Annotated in this window: 16 protein-coding genes; 4 read left to right on the forward strand and 12 right to left on the reverse strand. The window is 51.5% G+C overall.

The annotated features are described in order from the left end of the window. Positions 1-535 precede the first annotated feature (535 nt). On the forward strand, positions 536-2,038 hold the full coding sequence (gene proP, locus FCH32_RS20715; protein WP_115259664.1) for a glycine betaine/L-proline transporter ProP: 1,503 nt from the start codon (positions 536-538) through the stop codon (positions 2,036-2,038). Positions 2,039-2,195: 157 nt separating this feature from the next. Further along, positions 2,196-2,285 carry an LpxT activity modulator PmrR gene (gene pmrR, locus FCH32_RS20720; protein ID WP_096758646.1) on the forward strand — a complete coding sequence of 30 codons (90 nt, stop codon included), beginning with the start codon at positions 2,196-2,198 and terminating at the stop codon, positions 2,283-2,285. On the opposite strand, the gene pmrB is transcribed toward pmrR, so the two are convergent. The 7 genes from pmrB to melR form a co-directional block, all read right to left on the reverse strand. Next, entirely contained in the window at positions 2,279-3,352 is a 1,074-nt protein-coding gene (gene pmrB / locus FCH32_RS20725) for a two-component system sensor histidine kinase PmrB (protein ID WP_174361454.1), read from the reverse strand. The two genes, pmrR and pmrB, sit on opposite strands and share 7 nt — an antisense overlap. A 9-nt stretch (positions 3,353-3,361) precedes the next feature. After that, complete coding sequence (gene pmrA / locus FCH32_RS20730; RefSeq protein WP_117343571.1) at positions 3,362-4,030, reverse strand: two-component system response regulator PmrA; 669 nt, start codon at positions 4,028-4,030, stop codon at positions 3,362-3,364. A gap of 4 nt (positions 4,031-4,034) precedes the next feature. Then, entirely contained in the window at positions 4,035-5,672 is a 1,638-nt protein-coding gene (gene eptA / locus FCH32_RS20735) for a phosphoethanolamine transferase EptA (RefSeq protein WP_174361448.1), read from the reverse strand. Between the two features lie 136 nt (positions 5,673-5,808). Continuing rightward, positions 5,809-7,146, reverse strand: coding sequence for an arginine/agmatine antiporter (gene adiC / locus FCH32_RS20740; protein WP_096758642.1), 1,338 nt, complete (start codon positions 7,144-7,146; stop codon positions 5,809-5,811). 127 nt (positions 7,147-7,273) lie between these two features. After that, positions 7,274-8,035 (reverse strand): AraC family transcriptional regulator, encoded by a 762-nt coding sequence (locus FCH32_RS20745; protein ID WP_096758641.1) that lies wholly within the window; start codon positions 8,033-8,035, stop codon positions 7,274-7,276. 313 nt (positions 8,036-8,348) lie between these two features. Next, positions 8,349-10,616, reverse strand: coding sequence for an arginine decarboxylase (adiA, locus tag FCH32_RS20750; protein WP_174361449.1), 2,268 nt, complete (start codon positions 10,614-10,616; stop codon positions 8,349-8,351). A 199-nt stretch (positions 10,617-10,815) separates the two neighbouring features. After that, on the reverse strand, positions 10,816-11,748 hold the full coding sequence (melR, locus tag FCH32_RS20755) for a transcriptional regulator MelR (protein ID WP_117343567.1): 933 nt from the start codon (positions 11,746-11,748) through the stop codon (positions 10,816-10,818). Positions 11,749-12,016: 268 nt separating this feature from the next. Here melR and melA point away from each other — a divergent pair, with 268 nt between their 5' ends. Then, on the forward strand, positions 12,017-13,372 hold the full coding sequence (gene melA / locus FCH32_RS20760; protein ID WP_115259658.1) for an alpha-galactosidase: 1,356 nt from the start codon (positions 12,017-12,019) through the stop codon (positions 13,370-13,372). Between the two features lie 91 nt (positions 13,373-13,463). After that, on the forward strand, positions 13,464-14,894 hold the full coding sequence (gene melB, locus FCH32_RS20765) for a melibiose:sodium transporter MelB (RefSeq protein WP_174361450.1): 1,431 nt from the start codon (positions 13,464-13,466) through the stop codon (positions 14,892-14,894). Positions 14,895-14,930: 36 nt separating this feature from the next. Here melB and FCH32_RS20770 read toward each other — a convergent pair whose 3' ends face one another. From FCH32_RS20770 to FCH32_RS20790, 5 genes are all read right to left on the reverse strand, one after another. Next, entirely contained in the window at positions 14,931-15,563 is a 633-nt protein-coding gene (locus tag FCH32_RS20770) for a DUF2238 domain-containing protein (protein ID WP_174361451.1), read from the reverse strand. 160 nt (positions 15,564-15,723) lie between these two features. Next, positions 15,724-17,370, reverse strand: coding sequence for a class I fumarate hydratase FumA (gene fumA, locus FCH32_RS20775; protein ID WP_096758638.1), 1,647 nt, complete (start codon positions 17,368-17,370; stop codon positions 15,724-15,726). Between the two features lie 95 nt (positions 17,371-17,465). After that, positions 17,466-18,806 (reverse strand): anaerobic C4-dicarboxylate transporter DcuB, encoded by a 1,341-nt coding sequence (gene dcuB, locus FCH32_RS20780; RefSeq protein WP_174361452.1) that lies wholly within the window; start codon positions 18,804-18,806, stop codon positions 17,466-17,468. 751 nt (positions 18,807-19,557) lie between these two features. Next, the gene (gene dcuR, locus FCH32_RS20785) at positions 19,558-20,277 is read right to left on the reverse strand and encodes a two-component system response regulator DcuR (RefSeq protein WP_096758636.1); all 720 of its coding nucleotides are present in this window, start codon (positions 20,275-20,277) and stop codon (positions 19,558-19,560) included. Continuing rightward, positions 20,274-21,905 (reverse strand): sensor histidine kinase, encoded by a 1,632-nt coding sequence (locus FCH32_RS20790; RefSeq protein WP_174361453.1) that lies wholly within the window; start codon positions 21,903-21,905, stop codon positions 20,274-20,276. The genes dcuR and FCH32_RS20790 overlap by 4 nt, the downstream gene beginning before the upstream one ends. Positions 21,906-22,211 lie beyond the last annotated feature (306 nt).

Below are 22,211 nucleotides of genomic sequence, written 5' to 3' on the forward strand. Positions count from 1 at the left end.
TGCGTCTGGAATTAGTGTGCATTCATAAGAACGATGATTCAATCAAAATAAAACAGCGTTTTAGTTATCTTCATCACATATTTCACGCAAAAATTCCTAAAGCTTCCGATTATTAAAAAACCTGTGAATAAGTTGTAACGGGATTAGGTGTTTTTTTGCCTGGCAGGGTAATAATGACGTTCGTGATTGTTGATGCTGAAAAGCGATTTTTACTTGTAGTAAATAGGGAATTAATCGCAACCCTGGTGTGTAAAAAAGTTGACTAAGAATGACCTTATTTACGCAGGTTGACGAAATGAAATACTATGTGTGAAGTTGATCACAGATTTAAACACTGTTAGGGTAAAGAGGTCATTAACCGCCCAATCAGGCGTCAACAGGTTCGGTTGTACTGCGCATTGCCGTTCAGTGTAAGTAAACCTGCTACGCTTGTTACAGGGATTGCGCCTGTGCATTCCCCGCTCGGCGATGACCTTAGCGCATGCTGCGTTGGGAGAGTCTCGTGCGCGACAGGGCTAAGTCTATGAGGACTGGTATGCTAAAAAGGAAAAAAATAAAACCCATTACGCTTCGCGACGTCACCATTATTGATGACGGTAAACTGCGAAAAGCCATTACCGCAGCGTCGCTGGGTAATGCGATGGAATGGTTCGATTTTGGCGTTTATGGATTTGTTGCTTACGCATTAGGTAAAGTGTTCTTTCCGGGGGCTGACCCCAGCGTGCAGATGGTTGCTGCACTCGCCACCTTCTCCGTTCCCTTTCTGATTCGACCGCTTGGCGGACTGTTCTTCGGTATGCTCGGCGATAAATACGGTCGCCAGAAGATTCTCGCTATCACCATTGTCATTATGTCGATAAGCACCTTCTGTATTGGGCTTATCCCGTCGTATGCCTCGATTGGTATCTGGGCGCCAATATTGCTGTTGCTGTGTAAGATGGCGCAGGGATTCTCGGTGGGCGGGGAATACACCGGTGCTTCGATTTTCGTCGCGGAATATTCCCCGGACCGTAAGCGCGGATTTATGGGCAGCTGGCTGGACTTTGGCTCGATTGCCGGGTTTGTGCTGGGTGCGGGCGTAGTCGTGCTGATCTCGACCGTCGTCGGTGAGGAAAACTTCCTTGAGTGGGGCTGGCGTATTCCGTTCTTTATCGCGCTGCCGTTAGGACTGATTGGTTTGTATCTGCGCCACGCGCTGGAAGAAACCCCGGCGTTTCAGCAGCATGTCGATAAGCTGGAACAGGGCGATCGCCAGGGGCTGCAGGAAGGGCCGAAGGTTTCGTTTAAAGAAATCGCCACTAAACACTGGCGTAGTCTGCTGGCGTGTACCGGTCTGGTGATTGCCACCAACGTCACCTATTACATGCTGCTCACCTACATGCCGAGCTATCTGTCGCATAACCTGCATTACTCTGAAGATCATGGTGTGCTGATTATTATCGCCATTATGATTGGTATGCTGTTTGTGCAACCGATAATGGGGCTGCTGAGTGACCGTTTCGGGCGTCGACCGTTTGTGATCATGGGCAGTATTGCGCTGTTTGTGCTGGCCATCCCGGCCTTCATCCTGATTAACAGTAACGTCATCGGCCTGATTTTTGCCGGTTTACTGATGCTGGCGGTGATCCTCAACTGCTTTACCGGGGTGATGGCGTCAACGTTACCGGCAATGTTCCCGACGCACATTCGTTACAGTGCGCTGGCTGCGGCATTTAATATTTCGGTACTGATTGCTGGTCTGACACCGACGCTGGCCGCCTGGCTGGTGGAAAGTTCGCAGAACCTGATGATGCCGGCTTACTATCTGATGGTGGTTGCGGTGGTCGGTTTAATTACCGGTATGACCATGAAAGAGACCGCTAACCAGCCGCTGAAAGGGGCGACGCCTGCCGCTTCGGATATTCAGGAAGCGAAAGAAATCCTCGGCGAGCACTACGATAATATCGAGCAGAAGATTGAAGATATCGATCAGGAAATTGCGGATTTGCAGGTTAAGCGTTCACGCCTGGTCCAGCAGCATCCGCGTATTGATGAGTAATCGTGTTATTGCCTGATGGCGCGCAGCTTTCAGGCCTACGGGTAGCGTTGTACTCAGTAGGCCGGATAAGGCGTTAGCCGCCATCCGGCGCGTGGCCTTAAGGTTGGCTTAATCTCTGTCAGGCAAACTCTCCTCCATATTATCGGAGGAGAGTGTCATGAAAACCCGTATCTATGAAAGTTTAACCACCGTGTGCAGCCTGCTGATTGTGAGCAGCTTTGTGTACGTGTGGGTGAGCTCTTACTGATCTTTCTCCAGTACTACGCTGGCTCGGGTGCCGGTGGCCCCAGTACGATTTTGCAAAAAGAATTGCCCGCGATGGAGCTGGGTGATGCGGCTGACAATGCTCAGCCCCAGTCCAATACCGCCAAAACGACTGTCCATGCGCACAAATGCTTTGCTTAACTCCCCGCATTTACTTTCATCAATGCCCGGCCCTTCGTCTTCAACGACCATCTGCGCCTCCGGGCTAGTATTCAGGCTAATTCTAATATTACTGCCCTCCGGGCTGTAACGATGCGCGTTTTCGACTAAGTTACGCAGCAGCATACGCAACAGCGTAACGTCGCCACGCACCACGACATCGGTAGCGCTCTCGGGTAATAGAAGCGTTTGTTGCCGCTGATCCAGCATGGTGCTGAGTTCATCGTAGGCAGGCAGTATGACGTCCTCCAGCAGTTTGACATGCTGGTAATTCCCCGCTGAAAACGACTGACCCACGCGGGCAAGCTGCAGCAGCTGCGACACGCAGTCCATCATTTGGTCTAAGCGGGCAATAAGCGGTGAAACGTCCACGTTGTGGGTTTTTGACAGTAATTCCAGGTGCAGGCGAACGCCAGATAACGGTGTGCGCAGCTCGTGAGCGACGTCGGCAGTAAACAGACGCTCATTGTCGAGAGTGTTGGTGAGTCGCGTCACCAGCTGATTCAGTGCCGTGACGACCGCCTGTATCTCAACGGTAGAGCTGCGGATCTCTATAGGGGTCAGGTTATCGGCCGTGCGCGCTTCTAACTCTTTTTGCAGGTTGGCAAGCGGGCGGGTGATCCGTCGCACTGCCTGATAGCAAATCAGCAGCGTCAGGCTGACCATAAAGAGACCGGGGACGATCAGGCTGGCGATGGCCTCGCGGATCTCATGCATGATGTGGCGATCGTTGTTACGGTTTTCGCGTAACGCCTGTTCGAACAGCTGTATTTGTTCGGTGCTTTCATGCCACAGCCAGAAGGTGCTAATCAGCTGAAAGACCACCAGAATCAGGCCGATCGTTATCATCAAGCGATGGCGCAGGGGCAGCGGCTGTTTTAAATAACGTATCAGCTTCACTTAGCTTTCCTCAGTGGCAACCAGCATGTAGCCAAATCCCCTGACCGTGCGAATACGGGCTTTACCCACTTTATCGCGCAGGTTGTGAATGTGAACTTCCAGCGTATTGGTCGACGGTTCGTTATCCCAGCTGTAGATATCGTTATACAGGATTTCCCGGTGTACCGGGCTGCCCGCTTTGAGCATCAAGCGCGACAGCAGCGCGTACTCTTTCGGCGTTAAGATAACCTCTTGCCCGTCCATCCATACCTGGCGACGACCAATGTTCAGCGTCAGGTTACCGACAGTCAACTCGCTCTCGCCCTGATTGTTATGGCGGCGCAGCAAGGCCCGAATACGGGCATGCAGTTCTTCCAGCGCGAACGGTTTGACCAGATAGTCATCGGCACCGACGTCCAGCCCGGCAACCCGGTCTTTGAGCGTATCGCGGGCGGTGAGGATCAGCACCGGAATCGTGTATTTTTTCTGCCTGATGCGGTTGAGAAAGTGCAGGCCGTCTTCATCAGGTAAACCGAGATCCAGTACCACCAGACTATAATGCCCGGTCTCCAGACATTGCTCTGCGGCACGGGCGGTTGACACGCCGTCGCAGGCATAGCCTTCCGTTTGGGCGGCAAGGATCAGTCCCTGTAATAACAGCGTATCGTCTTCAACAATCAGAATTTTCATTCAGTTAGCCTCCCCGGCATGGGTGCAGAATATCATCTGCCGCCTGGTAATTCCTGGTCTGTACGCCCGTTAATCCCAGCAGGGTGGAGAACAGATTATCTTGTGAGAAGTCTTCTGCGCTGGCCCGTTTTTGCAAACATGTTTGCGAGATCTGGTAGCGTTGCTGGTAGTCCTCTGACAACCACAGCAGCATCGGTACATGCTTTTGTGTTTCTGGTGCGATGGAATACGGCAGGCCGTGTAAATAGACGCCGTTTTCCCCTAACGATTCACCGTGATCGGAAAGATAGACCAGGCTGGTGGTGAAATTGTCCTGATGCGCTTTCAGTATATTGATTGCTTTATCAACAATATAGTCAACATACAGGATGGTATTGTCGTAGGTATTCACCAGTTGTTGCTGCGAGCAGGTTTGGATCTCATTGGTGTCGCAGGTTGGGGTGAATTTCTTGAACTGCGGCGGATAGCGGTTGTAATAGGTCGGGCCGTGACTGCCGATGGTATGCAGCACAATCACGCCGTCGCCCTGAAGATGGTTAATGTACTCTTCCAGTCCGTGGAACAGAACATCGTCGTAGCATTCACCGTCGATGCACTGCCCCGGCAGATTCAGTTTGGTCATATTCTGATACGGTACGCGGTCGCATGCGCCTTTACAGCCGCCGTCGTTATCATTCCACAGCACGTTGATTCCCGCCCGCTGAATGACATCAAGTACGCCTTCCTGGTGGTGCGCCAGCTCTTCATCGTAGTGTGCACGCGGCATGTCGGAGAACATGCAGGGGACGGACACCGCCGTCGCCGTCCCGCAGGACGTGGTGCGCGGGAAATAGACCACGTCATCTTTTTCCAGCCGCGGGTTGGTCTGGCGTGAATACCCCGACAGCGAGAAGTTATCCCCGCGCGAGGTTTCTCCCAGCACCACGATGGTGAGATTTTTACGCTTTTCTTTCAGCATTAACGGATTGCGGTGGGCATCTTCACCAATACGCACCAGCGGCAAATCGGCCAGGCGCTGGTGTGAATACCAGGACGAAGTGGCGACGATGCTGTTGGACGGGCTGAGGGATTTAACCAGCTCTTTGTTGTTGCGAAACAGTGAGGCGTAATCTTTGTAGAAGAAGGTGGCGACCAGCACGATCAGCAGTACCGAGACCAGGATATTTGCCCCCCGGTACAGCACGCTACGCAATACCGGCGTCGTTGGTTTAATTTTGATCCAGCAGGCGATGATCGCCGCCAGAATACCGCTTATCCCGAGCGTGATGATCATTTGCGGCGTCAGCAAGGCGAAGGTTTCAGCGGGCGTGGTATCCATCATATTGGCGATCATCGAGCGGTCAATGATGATGCCGTAGGTCATGATGAAATACTGGGCAGAGGCACCCACCAGAATGAAAATGCAGGCCAACGGGCGGTTAAGCCACAGGAATGAAGCCAGCGTCAGCACAATGTTCATGACGCTGAAGGCCACCACCGGCATGGAGAGAAACACCAGCACGTTGCGCAGGGAGTCCAGCGGGAGGTCTTGCAGCACCTGCTTATAGAACGCGACGTTCAGAAAGGTGGCCAGATAAAAAGAGATCAGCAGCAGCCAGCTGATATGCCCGAGAGTCGGTCTTTTAAACAGGTGCTTTAACATGAAGAGGAAATTCCATCGACTAAGTGGGGCAGATCCTCGCAAAGTAAAGTTAAGCCAACCTTAAGAACTTAAGATTGGCTTAATACCGGATGGCTGCGATGCCTTGTCCGGCCTATATGCACCCCTGCTGCTTACATTAATTATTGTTAACTGGGGCATCCAGTGGATACGGATTTTTATGGATCCGGTTGTAATTAAGGGCATACAGCGCGGTGATGATCATCAGCATCACGAATGACCACATCACTTCTTTGGCACCCGAGCCGACCACTGCCCAGATGCAGTAGATAAATGCCACGAAGGTGACCAGCAAGTACAGAGGACGTGCTTTACCAAAGTGACCATGGCCCAGCAGCAGCAGGGCGGCACAGGTATACAGGTAAGGCACCAGCGTGAAGATGACTGAGACAGAAGAGACCAGACCAAACTCTTTGGCGGCGTTCGGTGACATGCTGCTGAACTGGAAGAGAGTCATCAGGATCCCGACGATAATTAACCCGGCAACCGGCGTACCGGCTTTGTTGACGCGGGCGAAAATCGGTGGGAACAGACCGTCGTCGGCCGCCGCTTTTGCGGTTTGCCCGGCAAGCAACGTCCAGCCGCCCAGTGAGCCGAGACACCCGGCCGCTGCGCAGAAGGAGACAATCGCGCCTGCGGTGTCACCCAATGCCATGCGTGCCGCATCGCCGAATGGTGAAGCCGAAACGCGCAGCGCCGCGTTAGGGATCATGCCCATAATCGCGGTGGTAGAAAGCACGTAGCAGACGGCGGCAATCAGTACCCCGCCAATGGTGGCGATAGGAACGTTACGTTTAGGGTTTTTGACCACGCCCGCAGCCACAGAAGCACTTTCTACCCCGATGAATGACCACAGGGTGACGTTCAAGGTACTTTGGATCGCGCCGAAGGTGTTCATGCCGCTGACGTTCCAGGCTGCCATATAGGTTTCACCGCGAAACCAGAACCAGCCGAATACGGCAATCCCGACAATGGGCACCAGTGCCAGCACGGTAGCAATGGCCTGCACGCGGGTGATCATTTTTGGCCCGACGATATTCAGCAACACGAAGACCCACAGTACGGCGACGCAGGTCAGCGTCAACACCAGCGGATCTTTTAAGATGGGGAAAAAGTAGCTCAGGTAACCCACGCCAATGACCACCATCGCGATGTTACCGATCCAGCAGGCCAGCCAGTACAGGACGTTGGTTTGATAGCCTAAGAAGGGACCGAAGCAGCGGCGGGCATACGCGTAAGAACCACCGGGACTGGAGTCTAAGGACGACATTTTGGCGTACACCATCGACAGCGCCAGCGCGCCGATAATCGTGACCAGCCATCCGTAGATTGCAATCCCGCCAGTTGACGCCAGATTGGCGGGTAACAGGAATACACCGGAACCCATTATATTCCCCGACACCATTAAGGTGACGGGGATTAAGCCCACTTTGTGAGCATCAGCATCCGTCGACATATTTCTTAACTCCTGATAAGGATAAATGACGACGTATCATACCTCCGCAGAAGATGATTGAATTATGGCGAAAGGTGAGTATCGCCAATGCTGATATTATTATGGCTTATTGCTAAATGATTAAAAATCAGGCGGCCGTTTGTTCCCGGTGCAGGCTAACATAATGCAGTGGGGTCATCCCGTAGAACTCTTTGAATACAGAGATGAAGTATGACGTACTGTTATATCCGCACAGTTGCGACACCTGAGATATGTTTTTTCCGTCCATCAATAATTGATTGACGGCATAACGCATGCGACAGGTGGTAATTATTTGGCTGTAACTTGTATTTTCATTTTTGAGCTTTTTCTTTAACAAACTGGGGCTCAGGCACAGGCAACTGGCGACCAAACTCAAGTTCCAGTCTTTATGAATATCACTCTCAATGATGTGATAAACGCTGTCGCTAATGCGGCTGCGTAACATATGCATCAGCAGCGGGAGAAACTTTTTGCTGTCGAGAAAGCGTGATAGCACGGTGAACAGCAGTGCACGCGTCCGTTCTGCCTCCCCTTCGTTCAGCGTTTCCATCACGCTGTGCTGGGCGGCGACCCGAAACACATCCGGCGTCAGGCAGGCAGCGGTCATTACCGGGCTGGCACTGCGTTGCCAGAGGGGGATTTGTGAGAGATCTTTATTTAAAAATCGTAAGTAATCTTTAATAATGTCGCGACTGATGTGAACCACCAGGGCGTTATTGAGTGAAGAGAAGTCGATAATATTATTATCACATGCCACCAGTGCCATGTGGTTGGCTTTTAAACTGATGGCTTCTTTACCGTTAATCCTTAACCAAACATCTTTCTCCGTTAATACAACAACACAAGCTTCTTTGCTGCAAACCCTCATACCCGAACTCCTGGAATATGAATATAAAATACCGTCGCTCGCCGAAGGGTGAGTAATACCGGTTAAATAGAATTGTATGATGAATCAAAACCTGCGATAAAATAGCGTGATTCAAAGGAATTACAATATCTGTGGGGATTATTGGGGTGTACATAATAATTTACGCGAGTGGCAACGTGTTTTCGCTGCATAAAAAAAGCGCGGGGTGGCCCCGCGCAAAAGGTATGACAATGTTATTGTTTTGCAGCAATACTCAGGAATTACTCAAGCATGACATGTCTACCTTAAACATCGGACTATCTATAAAGCGACATTATGCTTTCACGCACATGACGTGATACATGCCGTCGATAATTTCCGTTCCTTCGGTTTCATGTTCAAAGCCAGGGAAGTTATGGTCCCAGGATTGCAACGAACGCAGGTAACTTATCTGTGGGCTATTGGCATCGCCAAAGTTTTCCCCGGACAGCAGCATCGGGATTCCCGGTGGGTAAGGGATAACGGAATTGGCGGCAATACGGCCCGGCAGATTTTCGATGGCTACCATCTCAACGTTGTCGCTCACGATCGCGTTATAGGCTTCGCGCGGGGTGATTTCAGCGACAGGCAGGCCGGAGTAGGCCGCATTGAGGCGGCTACCTGGGTTATTTTCTTTCAGCCAGGCGAACATGGTGTCGCCCAGATCGTGAATGCCCATGTTGGCGTAAGTGTCAGGATGTTCCTCTACCAGTTCCGGCATCACCTGTGACAGCGGGGTATTGGTATCGTAATGGTGCTTGAAGGAACACAGCGTGTTGATAAGCGTGCCCCATTTCCCGCGGGTGATCCCCATTGAGAACAGAAACATAATCTGGAAGTCGGTGGTGCGGGTCGGTACGATACCGTGACGTCCAAGCCAGGCGGTGACCAGCGCGGCCGGCACGCCATTTTCTTCCAGCTCGCCGTCGTCGCCCATTCCCGGTGCCAGAATGCTGACCTTAATCGGGTCCAGCATGCTCCAGTTATCCGGCAGGTCTTTAAAGCCGTGCCAGGATTCACCCGGGCGCATCATCCAGCAATTCTGGTCGGTGGTCAGCAGTTGGGTCGGAGCATCCGCGAAGTCGTAGGTTTCGCCGGTTTGTGGATCGGTGACCACCTCTTTGTTCCACGGTTTGAAGAACCAGTCGCCCTCGGCGGTGAATTCTTTGTATAACCGCGCCATTGCCTGGCGGAAATCAACCGCTTCGTCGATCACTTCCTGAGTGAGCGACAGGCCGCTATTACCGTCCATCATTGAGACCGCCACGTCGTTTGAGGCGCAGATGGCATACAGCGGTGAGGTGGTGGCGTGCATCATATACGCCTGGTTAAAGCGGGAGAAATTCACCGCTCCACGGCCTTCACGCACGTGGATGTAAGAGGCCTGTGACAGCGCATTCAGCAGTTTGTGGGTGGAGTGCGTGGCAAATACGGTGGGGCCGTTATGGTCGCCCGGCTCTCCACGCATGGCGTAGTGGTCGTTGTAAATCGGGTTGAAGCGCGCATAGCCGTACCAGGCTTCATCGAAGTGTATACGATCGCTGGTTTGTGCCAGCAGGTCTTGCGCTTCTTTCGCGTTGTAGCAGACGCCGTCGTAGGTACAGTTAGTGACCACGCTGTAAGATGGCTTTTGCCCGGCTTTACCTTGCGTCAGCGGGCTTTCGCTGATTTTTTTCTGCAACGTTTCCGGCTGCATTTCCTGCGGGTAGATAGGCCCGATAATGCCGTAACGGTTACGGCTTGGCACCATATACACCGGTTTTGCCCCGGTGAGGATCAGCCCCTGCTCAATCGATTTATGGCAGTTTCGATCCAGAACGACCACGTCGTTGTCGGTCATGCAGGCCTGCATGATGGTGCGGTTAGAGCCGGATGTGCCGACCACTACGGACCACGAACGGTCAGCGCCAAAGACGCGGGCGGCATATTTTTCACTCTCGCCAAATGCGCCGGTATGGTCAAGCAGTGAGCCGAGAGAGGCGCGTTCGATACCCATATCGCTACGGAACAGATTTTCACCGTAGTAATCATGGTAGAAACGACCCGCAGGGGTTTTGGTAAATCCGACGCCGCCCTGGTGGCCCGGTGCGGCCCAGGAATATTCATGGATGTCGCCGTATTTCATCAATGCGCTGAACAGTGGCGGCAGAAGCTGCTGGCGATAACGGGTCATTGCCGCAACGGCGCGCCCGGCGATAAAGTCGGCAGTATCTTCCAGAATCCAGGCGAATTCATCGACAAGCTCCAGCAGATCGCGATCCAGCGATGCGGTAGCTTTTTCCCGATCGCCCAGCAGGAAAACGGGAACATTTTGCTGGCGTTCGTGAAGCTTGCCGATCAATTGCCTGACGTTGAGGTGTTCGTCCTGTTGTTCCATTTGGTAGCTGAACATCAGGCAGTCAATGGCCTCATTGGCGGCCAGGATGGCATAACCATCATCGAATGATGTGGACTTAATGACGGTCACATTTTGCCGACTTAGAGCGTCCGCCAGACGTTCGACCGCGTGGCCGACCCAGGTGTCCTGATGCAGAAATTCGCTTTCAACAATTAATACTTTCATCGTCTGTTTCCCGTAGTGGAGGATGTGTGACGAGGGCAAGTATTTACCTGATAAATACGGGAGTAAAGGGGGCGAAAATCAGGCGATTTTGTGTTTTTATTTTTTAAAAACAAATGGTTGATTGGTGCATTTGGCGATTTTTCCCCGTCGTTTATCGACAGGGGAATTATTTTTTTGGCTGATAGTGATATTGCCGGGGTCAGAGGGCTGAGGACTGTCGTCTTTGCTGACTCAGTTTGCGGTATTGCTGTGGTGACATGCCGACAAATTTGTTGAAGGTGTCGTAAAAGCGGCTGCTGGAGCGGAACCCGGCGGTCAGCGCCACGTCCAGAATCGTTTTATCGGTATCGCTTAGCAGCGCGCGGACGTGGTTGATCCGCATCGCGGTAATGTACTGCTTCATGGTGAGCTGCATTACGCGCTGGAAAATTCCCATCGCATAGTTGGCATTGAGCTTCACATGCTCCGCGACGTCGTTAATGGTGAGCGCCTGATCGTAGTTGTCGGCAATAAAGCTCAGCATCTGGCTGACATAAAACTGAGCGTGTCGGGAAACGCTGTTTTTGTGCGTGCGCGAGGTTTTATTGACCAGAATCGGCTGCCAGCCCGACAGGCTAAAGCGCTTAAGCATCAGACCAATTTCGTCGATCGCCAACTGGCGAATTTGTTCGTTCGGGCTGTTCACCTCTTGCTGCCAGCGCTGAACTTCAAAGGTGCTGAGCTGTTGCGTCGCCAGTGATTTAATGACCATGCCATGCGTGACGTGGTTGATCAGTTCGCGATCCAGCGGCCAGGAGAGAAACAGGTGCATCGGTAAATTGAAAATCGCCATCTGCTGGCAGGTACCCGGACGGGTGAGCTGGTGCGGCGTACAGGCCCAGAATAATGTGATATGTCCCTGTTTTATCTGCACCACTTCGTTATTGATAACATACTCAACGTCGCCATCGAACGGTACATTCACTTCCACCTGGCCGTGCCAGTGGCTGGAGTCCATGGCATGCGGCGGGCGCAGCTCGATATCCATGCGTTGATACTCTGAGTACAGCGTCAGCGGGCTGCGGGTCTGCTGTTCATCGCTACTGCACATGTGTGGATCGGGAGGGAGAAGCGGTATCGGTAACGTCGTCATGGTCACTCCATTTCCTGAATGCTCAGAATCATGCCATTTGTATACAGATAAGACTGCGAATTGGGACGCAAATTGAGTCATTAGACCTCAGCATAGTAGAGCTTTTGGGCCACATACTCTGCTTTTCGGCTAATTTAATCTCATTAACTCAGATTCTGCGTGGGCGGAAAGGTGATCTGAGTTTTTGGGAATGCTCATTACAGAAGCCGGAGGCTTTCATCGCCATCGCGTGCCATCCTGACGATGACCAACAACGTTCTGGAGAGTGATGATGTCTGCACCCAAAATTACCTTTATCGGCGCCGGTTCCACGATTTTCGTCAAAAATATTCTCGGGGATGTCTTTCACCGCGATGCACTGAAATCTGCGCATATTGCCTTAATGGATATCGATCCCACACGCCTTGAAGAATCGCATATTGTGGTGCGCAAACTGATGGATTCAGCGGGCGCATCCGGTCACATTACCTGTCATACCGATCGGAAAGCGGCGTTGCAGGATGCCGATTTTGTGGTTGTCGCCTTCCAGATTGGCGGCTATGAGCCGTGTACCGTCACTGATTTTGACGTGTGTAAACGTCATGGTCTGGAACAAACCATTGCCGATACGCTGGGGCCGGGCGGCATTATGCGCGCGCTGCGCACCATCCCGCATTTATGGCAGATTTGTGAAGACATGACCGAAGTCTGCCCGCATGCCACGATGCTTAATTACGTCAATCCGATGGCGATGAACACCTGGGCTATGTATGCACGGTATCCGCAGATTAAACAGGTTGGGCTGTGCCACTCTGTTCAGGGGACGGCGGAGGAGTTGGCGCGTGATTTGAATATCGATCCCGCCACGTTGCGCTACCGTAGCGCCGGGATCAACCATATGGCGTTTTACCTGGAGCTGGAACGAAAAACAGCAGAGGGCAGCTATGTGGATCTGTACCCGGAACTGCTGGCTGCTTATGAAGCCGGTCAGGCGCCGAAGCCTAACATTCACGGGAATAGCCGCTGCCAGAACATCGTGCGGTATGAGATGTTCAAAAAACTGGGGTACTTCGTTACTGAGTCTTCAGAACATTTTGCTGAATATACGCCGTGGTTTATTAAGCCGGGACGTGAAGACCTGATTGAGCGCTACAAGGTGCCGCTGGATGAATACCCGAAACGTTGCGTGGAACAACTGGCGAACTGGCATAAAGAGCTGGAGGAGTACAAAACGGCGGCGCGGATTGATATTAAACCGTCGCGGGAATATGCCAGCACGATCATGAATGCCATCTGGACCGGTGAGCCGAGCGTGATTTATGGCAACGTGCGTAATGACGGCCTGATCGATAACCTGCCACAGGGCTGCTGTGTGGAAGTGGCGTGTCTGGTTGATGCCAATGGCATTCAACCGACGAAGGTGGGCACTCTCCCATCGCATCTGGCGGCAATGATGCAAACCAATATCAATGTGCAGACCCTGCTGACCGAAGCCATCCTGACGGAAAACCGCGATCGGGTGTATCACGCGGCAATGATGGACCCCCATACCGCGGCAGTATTGGGCATTGAGGAGATTTATGCGCTGGTGGACGACCTGATCGCTTCACATGGCGACTGGTTACCGGCCTGGTTACATCGATAAGCCCCTTGCGCGCCGGCAGCATGTCCGGCGCCCGACGTCTCACGTTTCCTATTACAGAAGGCGGGCGCTGGTAACGGTGACCCGATACCCTATGAGCATATCTCTGACAACAAAACTCAGTTATGGATTTGGAGCGTTTGGTAAGGATTTCGCTATTGGTATTGTGTACATGTACCTGATGTATTACTACACCGATGTGGTGGGATTATCAGTGGGACTGGTCGGGACATTGTTCCTGGCGGCAAGGATTTGGGATGCGATTAACGATCCTATCATGGGCTGGATTGTTAACGCCACCCGCTCACGCTGGGGAAAGTTTAAACCCTGGATTCTACTCGGCACCCTGGCGAACTCGCTGGTGCTGTTCTTGCTATTTAGCGCCCATCTGTTCGAAGGGACAACGCAGGTTGTCTTTGTATGTGTCACCTACATTCTGTGGGGGATGACCTACACCATTATGGATATTCCCTTCTGGTCGCTGGTGCCGACCATTACGCTGGATAAACGCGAACGTGAGCAACTGGTGCCGTTTCCCCGCTTTTTCGCCAGCTTGTCCGGGTTTGTGACCGCCGGGGTAACGTTGCCCTTTGTCAGCTATGTTGGCGGGGCCGATCGTGGATTTGGTTTCCAGATGTTTACGCTGGTGCTGATCGCATTCTTTATCGTGTCGACATTCGTGACGCTACGTAATGTGCATGAGGTGTATTCGTCGGACAGCGATGCAACAGCCGACAGCAGTCGCCTGAGTTTGAAAGCGATCGTCGGACTTATCTATAAAAACGACCAGCTTTCCTGCTTGCTGGGCATGGCGCTGGCCTACAATATCGCGGCCAATATTATTGCGGGTTTTGCTATTTACTATTTTACCTACGTAATTGGCGATGCGGCCCTCTTCCCGTACTACATGTCCTACGCCGGTGCGGCTAATCTGCTGACGCTGATCCTTTTTCCTCGACTGGTGAAAGCGTTGTCCCGGCGGATCTTATGGGCTGGGGCATCGATAATGCCGGTACTTAGCTGCGGCGTGCTGTTGGCGATGGCATTAGCGGGTTTTCATAATACCCTGCTGATTGTGATTGCCGGGGTTTTACTGAACATTGGTTCGGCGCTTTTCTGGGTGCTACAGGTCATTATGGTCGCGGACACCGTCGATTACGGTGAATACAAGCTCAATGTACGTTGTGAAAGCATTGCCTATTCGGTACAAACCATGGTGGTCAAAGGGGGATCAGCGTTTGCTGCTTTCTTTATCGCGCTGGTGCTCGGGATAATTGGCTATCTGCCGAACGTTGAGCAGTCTGCCGAAACCATCGTGGGTATGCAATTCATTATGATAGCGCTACCGGCACTCTTTTTTATGGTCACGCTAATCCTCTACTTCCGTTTCTACCGACTGAACGGCGATACGCTGCGCCGGATCCAGATCCACTTGTTGGATAAGTACCGCAAGGTGCCTTCGGTGGATGAGCAACTGGATATACCGGTGGTTGCGGTAGCAACCGCCGATGAAGCTAAGGCGTAAAGTACAGGCCGGATTAGCGTCAGCGACATCCGGCAATCAGTTCACGGTGATTAACCCATAGCGGCACAACTGCCGACAATGAACCCGCGCCAGCAGTATCACCGTGGTTAATGCGCCGAGCAGGGCGCAGAACATATCTGACTGGGTATCCCACGGATCGCCCTGCGTGCCAAGGAAATCATCTGCACCTTGACCCATCGCCAGCGCCGCCCACCATTCAATCAGTTCATAGGTGGCGCTGATCGCCAGCACGACACAGCAGACTAAAAACGCCAACATCTTACGCCCACGGACAATATTGCCGCGTACTAAAATCTCTCTGGCCGTCAGGGCAGGTACCAGCCCCTGGAAGAAGTGGCCCAGCTTGTCATAAGGGTTGCGGCTCAGATTCAGCCACTCCTGAACATCAAAGCCAATCGGCACCTTAGCGTAGGTGTACATACCGCCCACCATCAGAATGATGGCATGCAAGAAAATCAGCGTGTAGAGCAGCGGCGTCAGCGGGTAGCGCTTAACGGTTACCAGCAGCAACGGGACGACAATAATGACCGGCGTGACTTCCATCAGCCAGGTGATTTTTTCTGTGGCGCAGAAGCCGGTGTAGGCAAGAATGAGCGCCAGCACCAGTGCGCCAGTATTCAGCATCGAAGTGTTCAGTGTGCGGATCATGATGATTTAGCGAGTAGTCGAAAAGGCTACTATTCATCGGGCGAGATAAAAATTCAATACCCGTTATTGAGGGGGGAGAGTGGCCCGGGGGGATCACCGGGCTGTCCTCAACGGTTGGGTGTCCAACGATTGGGAGCAGTCCGGTGCCGGGCCAGATAGGTTACTTCGCGCAGTTAGCGCATTGCTTGCTGACAATTTGCTGGAAGAAATCGTTGCCTTTGTCATCGACCAGGATGAAGGCCGGGAAATCTTCAACTTCGATTTTCCAAATAGCTTCCATACCCAGTTCCGGATACTCCACGCATTCCAGATGCTTAATGCTCTGCTGCGCCAGTACTGCCGCCGGACCGCCGATGCTGCCTAAGTAGAAGCCGCCGTGTTTATGGCAGGCGTCGGTCACCTGCTGGCTGCGGTTCCCTTTCGCCAGCATGATCATGCTGCCGCCGTGGGATTGCAGCAGATCAACGTAGGAGTCCATACGACCCGCGGTGGTTGGGCCTAAGGAGCCTGATGGATAACCCGCTGGTGTTTTTGCCGGACCCGCGTAGTAGATCGGGTGATCTTTCACGTACTGCGGCAGACCTTCACCGGAATCAATACGCTCTTTCAGCTTCGCATGGGCAATGTCGCGACCCACAATGATGGTGCCGCTTAACGACAGGCGCGTAGATACCGGGTATTGAGAAAGCTGGGCGAGGATCTCTTTCATCGGGCGGTTCAGGTCAACCTTAACCGCTTCACCTTCACCAGCCTGACGCAGCGATTCAGGAATGTACTGGGCTGGATTATGCTCCAGTTTTTCAATCCAGATACCGTCGCGATTAATTTTGGCCTTGATGTTACGGTCGGCAGAGCAGGATACACCCATGCCTACCGGGCAAGATGCACCGTGGCGAGGCAAGCGGATCACGCGGATATCGTGTGCGAAGTATTTGCCGCCAAACTGTGCGCCGAGACCCAGTTTCTGTGCTTCTTCAAGCAGTTCTTGTTCCAGTTGAACGTCACGGAACGCCTGACCATGGGCATTACCTTCGGTCGGCAGCGCGTCGTAGTAGTGCGTGCTGGCCAGTTTCACCGTTTTGAGGGTGCTTTCTGCTGAGGTGCCGCCAATGACAAAGGCGATGTGGTAAGGCGGGCAGGCCGCCGTACCTAGCGTGCGCATCTTATCGACCAGGTAATTTTTCAGCTTGCCGGGGGTCAGCAGTGCTTTCGTTTCCTGATAGAGGTACGTTTTGTTTGCTGAGCCGCCGCCTTTGGCCACACACAGGAATTTGTATTCGTCACCATCCACGCTGTACAGGTCGATTTGCGCGGGCAGGTTCGTCCCGGTATTGACCTCTTTGTACATATCCAGTGCGGCGTTTTGTGAATAGCGCAGGTTATCTTCAATGTAGGTATTAAAGACACCTTTGGAGAGCGCGGCTTCGTCCCCGCCACCGGTCCAGACGCGTTGGCCTTTTTTACCCATGATAATAGCCGTGCCGGTATCCTGACAGGTTGGCAGCACGCCTTTGGCGGCGATTTCAGAGTTTCTCAGGAATTGCAGCGCCACGTACTTATCGTTTTCGCTGGCTTCTGGATCGTGAAGAATGGAGGCGACTTGCTGCTGGTGTTCCGGGCGGAGCATGAAGGAGGCATCGTGGAAGGCTTGCTGGGCCAGGAGCGTCAGTGCTTCTGGTTCTACCTTGAGGATTGTCTCGCCTTCAAACTCGCCGACGCTGACGTGATCGGATGTCAGCAGATAGTACTCAGTTTTGTCTTCCCCCAGCGGGAAAGGCGCCTGGTAAGTGAATTCAACTTTTGACATTTGCTTCCAGCCTTTTCTTTTTTATCAGAAACGTAAATTGTTCTGCATCTTATGAGTAGCGTGCCGTACAAAAGTGGACGGCACGCGAAGTGTGATTACAGGAAACCGTACATTGCAGCGAACACCCAGCCAAATACACAGGATACGCTTACGCCGATCAAACCAGGCAGAATGAAGCTGTGGTTAATGACGAAGCGGCCAATGCGGGTGGTGCCGGAACGGTCAAACTGAATGGCCGCCAGATCGCTTGGGTAGGTCGGCAGAATGTAGTAACCGTAGCATGCCGGAGCAGAGGCAACGATGTACGCTGGATCAACGCCGATAGCCAGCGCGACCGGCACGATAGCCGCCAGCGCCGCAGCCTGGGAGTTTACAAACTTGGAGACCAACAGCAGGACAACCGCATAGGCCCACGGATATTCTTTCACCATCTCGCCCAGTACGCCCTGAATGTCAGACATATGTGCGCCGAACATGGTTTCCGCCATCCAGGCAATACCGTACACCGCTACAATCGCGATCATACCTGAACGGAAGACTTCATTTTTAGAGATAGATGCGGGGTTGGTTTTGGTCAGGATGATAATCAGTGCGCCAGTCAGCAGCATGAACATCTGGATAACCAGAACCATTGACAGCGGTTTGCCGCCAAAAGAAGGACGCAGTTCAGATACCGCACCCAGGACGGCAACGACAGCGATAGCGGCCAGGAAGATCCACATTGCCAGCCAGTTGCTCTTAGGCAGTTTTTTGTCTAACAGCGTAGCGGTGTCGCCATAGACATAGTGGTGGTTTTCAGGAACGGAAATGAACTTCTGAAAATCTTCGTCTTTGTCCAGATCTTTACCACGGAACCAGCTGAAGATACCGATCGCCAGAATACCCAGCAGGGTAGAGGGGATGGTGATAGCGAGCAGGTCGAGGAATTCGAGGTGCTTGCCTTCAAACGTTACGTTACCCAGCATCGCGACCAGTGACACGACGGCCACGGAAACCGGGCTGGCAATGATACCCATCTGCGCACCGATAGAACTCGCCGCCATCGGACGTTCCGGGCGAATATTGTTCTTAATCGCAACGTCATAGATGATAGGCAGAATGGTGTACACCACGTGACCTGTACCACACAGGATAGTCAGGGTGCAGGTGACAAACGGTGCCACGATGGAAACGTATTTTGGGTTACGACGCAGCAGCTTTTCAGCAATTTGCAGCATAACATCAAGACCGCCGGAGGCCTGCAAGGTTGCGGAAGCAGCGACCACGGCAATAATGACCAGCATAACGTCTACTGGCGGTTTACCCGGCTGGAGATGGAACACGAAAACCAGAATGACCAGACCGATACCGCCTAACAAACCCAGTGCGATACCGCCCTTTCTGGCACCATAAAACAAACATATTAATATTATAAGAAGCTGTATACTAAATAACATTTTATTTACCCTCGCAAAAAACTCAGTCAATTTTTGATAAATGGATCTGTGCCACACTCTTTTATGCTGTAATAAGCATCAGAAAGCGGTCAATATTCGGTATGTCCGTATTTGTGATTAATGTTCAAATATCTTTCTAGAAAATTTTTAAACGTTATTGGAAATATTTAACTTTTTTTCTGTGACTTTGTTCTGAGGAGAGAATCCTCAGGCGATGGGAAGCAGAGCATGTTATGAAGAGCATTGGCTGATGTTGTAGTGTAGGTACGTTGTCCCGGTTAACCGGAAACTTATCGTCAGCTTTACGTATTCTACTATTACGTGAACCACCGGCAGGATAGGTGAGTGTATTATTTATGTGATCACGCTCACGCCAATTCATGATGCTATGAGGTTGGCGAACGGATTCTTTTATTTGCTCACAAAAATGTACGGTGTCCATAGTACGTAGCATGTTCTCCATTGCTACCGATATAGATTTTTATGTCTGGTTAAAATCAGACTAATCCTTTAGGGGTAAAAATACACATTCTGCGAGTTAGATAATACTTAATTAACTTTTGTTAGTGATTTTGAAATTAAAAACAGTGTGATGTTTGTCAATAATAAAATAGAGCGTTAACATGTTGGATACAATTATATTTGATCTAACGCAAATTCAGTATTTTGCTGTCTAAGACAGCAGTAGGGGGATTTTTCATTATTTTAATAACTGTTACTTTTATATAACGAATAATCCCCGTAATGCTGTTTATTGGCAGTATTGTTTTAGCAGCGAATAATGCTCAGCCTGAACGCGATAACGATACACCGGTCTGCCAGTCACGCCGTAATGAATGCTGGTAAATAAGATATGACAATTGACCAGCCAGATGAGGTACTTGCGACAGGACACACGCGAGATATTGACTTCGTTCGCCAACTCATCAGTAGAGAACTCTTGATCCTGGTGCTCATCAATCCACTGGCACAAGGTACGTAACGTTTGAGGCGTTAATCCTTTGGGTAAGCGACGTGTTTCCTGCTCGGTAGAGGAACTGCCGTGAATCAACTGATCAAGCTCCGACTGTTCATAGTACTGATGTTTTTCCATCTCCGTCTTTTTATGCAGCCAGCCGGTAAGCGCTTCTTCAAAACGGGAAGCCTGAAAAGGTTTTATCAGATAATCGACGACCCCGTAGTGGAGCGAGTCCTTAATGGTGGTAGCATCGGCGGCGGAAGAGATGACAATGACGTCACATTTGCAGCCTTCGCTATGCAGAACGGGCAGCAGATCCAGACCGTTCTCTTTTTGCATATAAATGTCTAACAAAATCAGGTCGATATGATGTTCGCCATGAAAAAGTATTTCTTTGGCTTTCTCCAGCGTAGACGCTGTCCCACAGCAATGAAAACCGGAGAGCTGCGCCACATATCGGCGATTTAACTCCGCTACCATTGCGTCGTCATCGACAATTAAGACATTGATCATCTGCTGGCCCTCTCACCATTCCACGGTAACTGTACAAAAAATTGGGTGAAGATCCCAGGTTCAGATTCGACGGCGATATTGCCGCCAACACTTTCAACCTGCTGTTTAACAAGCGCTAAACCAACGCCCCGTTCGCTTCCTTTTGACGAGACGCCTTTCTCAAATATGTGGTCAATGCGATCGGGAGCGATCCCCGGACCATCGTCATTAACTTCACAATGTAACCAGCCGTGTCGATAGTGTAAGGATACGCTGATCTCACCACCGGCTTCTTGACCTAACGCTTCCAGTGCGTTTTCAATCAAATTCCCCAGAACGGTAATCAGCACGGTCACTTGATCTTCATTGCTGTTTTCCGGTAATTGACTTTCATTACTAATGACAAGGGTATGGCCTAAATCGGATGTGCGATTAATCTTACTGAGTAAAAATCCCGCGATAACCGGGGACTTTATTTTTCCCAGCAATGAGCCGATTTCTTCCTGATAGTTGTTGGCTGTCTTAATTATATAAGTTTCCAACTGCTTATAACTTTTCAGATGCAATAATCCCAGAATCACGTGCAACTTATTCATGAATTCGTGGGATCGTTCACGAAGTGCATCGGCATAGTTGACCATACCATCCAGGCGTTGCATTAGTTTACGGACTTCCGTCTTATCCCTGAACGTTGAAATAGCACCGATGATTTTACCGTTGCTGATGACCGGCACAGTGTTGATCAGCAGTAGCCGGTCTTTCACGGTGATCTCTTCATCGCGCCGTGGTGTTCCATCACGTAAGACTTCAGAAAAATCGACCACCTGTGACCAGGCATGACTGAGCGTGGAGAGTTGCGCATCGTCTTGTGACTTGCGGTAATCCAGCAGTTCCTGGGCCGCCTGGTTTATCAGCGTGACTTCACCACTGTCGTCAACGGCAATTACGCCTTCCTTTATAGAGTGCAGCATCGCCTGGCGCTGTTCAAACAGGTTGGAGATTTCATAGGGTTCGAGGCCAAACAGAATACGTTTGAGCACCTTGACCAACACCCAGGTACCCAACAGGCCCACCAGAACACCAAATAAGACGGACCAGAAGATACTGTCGCGACTGTTATTAATCTGTTCAGTGACTCTGCTGAGCTCAAGGCCAATCGACACGACGCCAATTTGGCGGTGGTTTTCGTCATAGATGGGGGTAAACACACGCAGTGCTTTAGCCAGAAAGCCGCGATTAATTGCGACGTTTTCTTTCCCATCCAGGGCCAACAAAATATCGTCGCCTTTAAACCGCTGGCCGATTCGCTGGGCCTCGGGATGTGAATAACGGATGCTTTGCATATTCGTGACGACGATGAACAGGAAGTCGTTGCTTTTATTCACCGCCTGGGCAATCGCTTGAATGCCACTTTCTTGAGGCGCTTTCTGCAGACCCTGACGGATCTCCGGGGAGTCAGCCAGCGTTCGGGCCACCGCAAGGGCTTTGTCCGCTAAGGCATCGCGCGTCATATTGCTAATTTGTGAGAAGTAAATCAGATGAACGACGAGCAGCACGGAGAAAAGTACAGCACTGACCATGAGGATCACGGTGGTGCCGAGCTTCATCGGGCGTTTGCGTATAGCAGTACGTTGCAGAGCGTTTCTCATCACGGTCCTGGAATGACTGATTGTGTGGTTATTATCACCTGATGGGATTCGTAATTCAAAGATGGTAGGGGGATTATGGGGCTACTGCCGTTTGCTCTCCTTATATATAGAGTAGAAAACGGGTATGCGTTGGTTTCTTCTCTATAGGATAGGGAATTCCAGGTCGATTTCCATGGGATTCCGTAATATGAGGTTAGAGATTCTGACGACTTTGTGGATAACTCTGTGTGTAAATGGGTATAAAGCGGGGTTTTGCTGTGGAATGCAGCAGTCAGTCATTTTTCTGTAATTTAAGGGTTGCGGGCG

The organism is Citrobacter gillenii, from assembly GCF_013337685.1.
GTDB classification, from domain to species: Bacteria; Pseudomonadota; Gammaproteobacteria; order Enterobacterales; family Enterobacteriaceae; genus Citrobacter; species Citrobacter gillenii.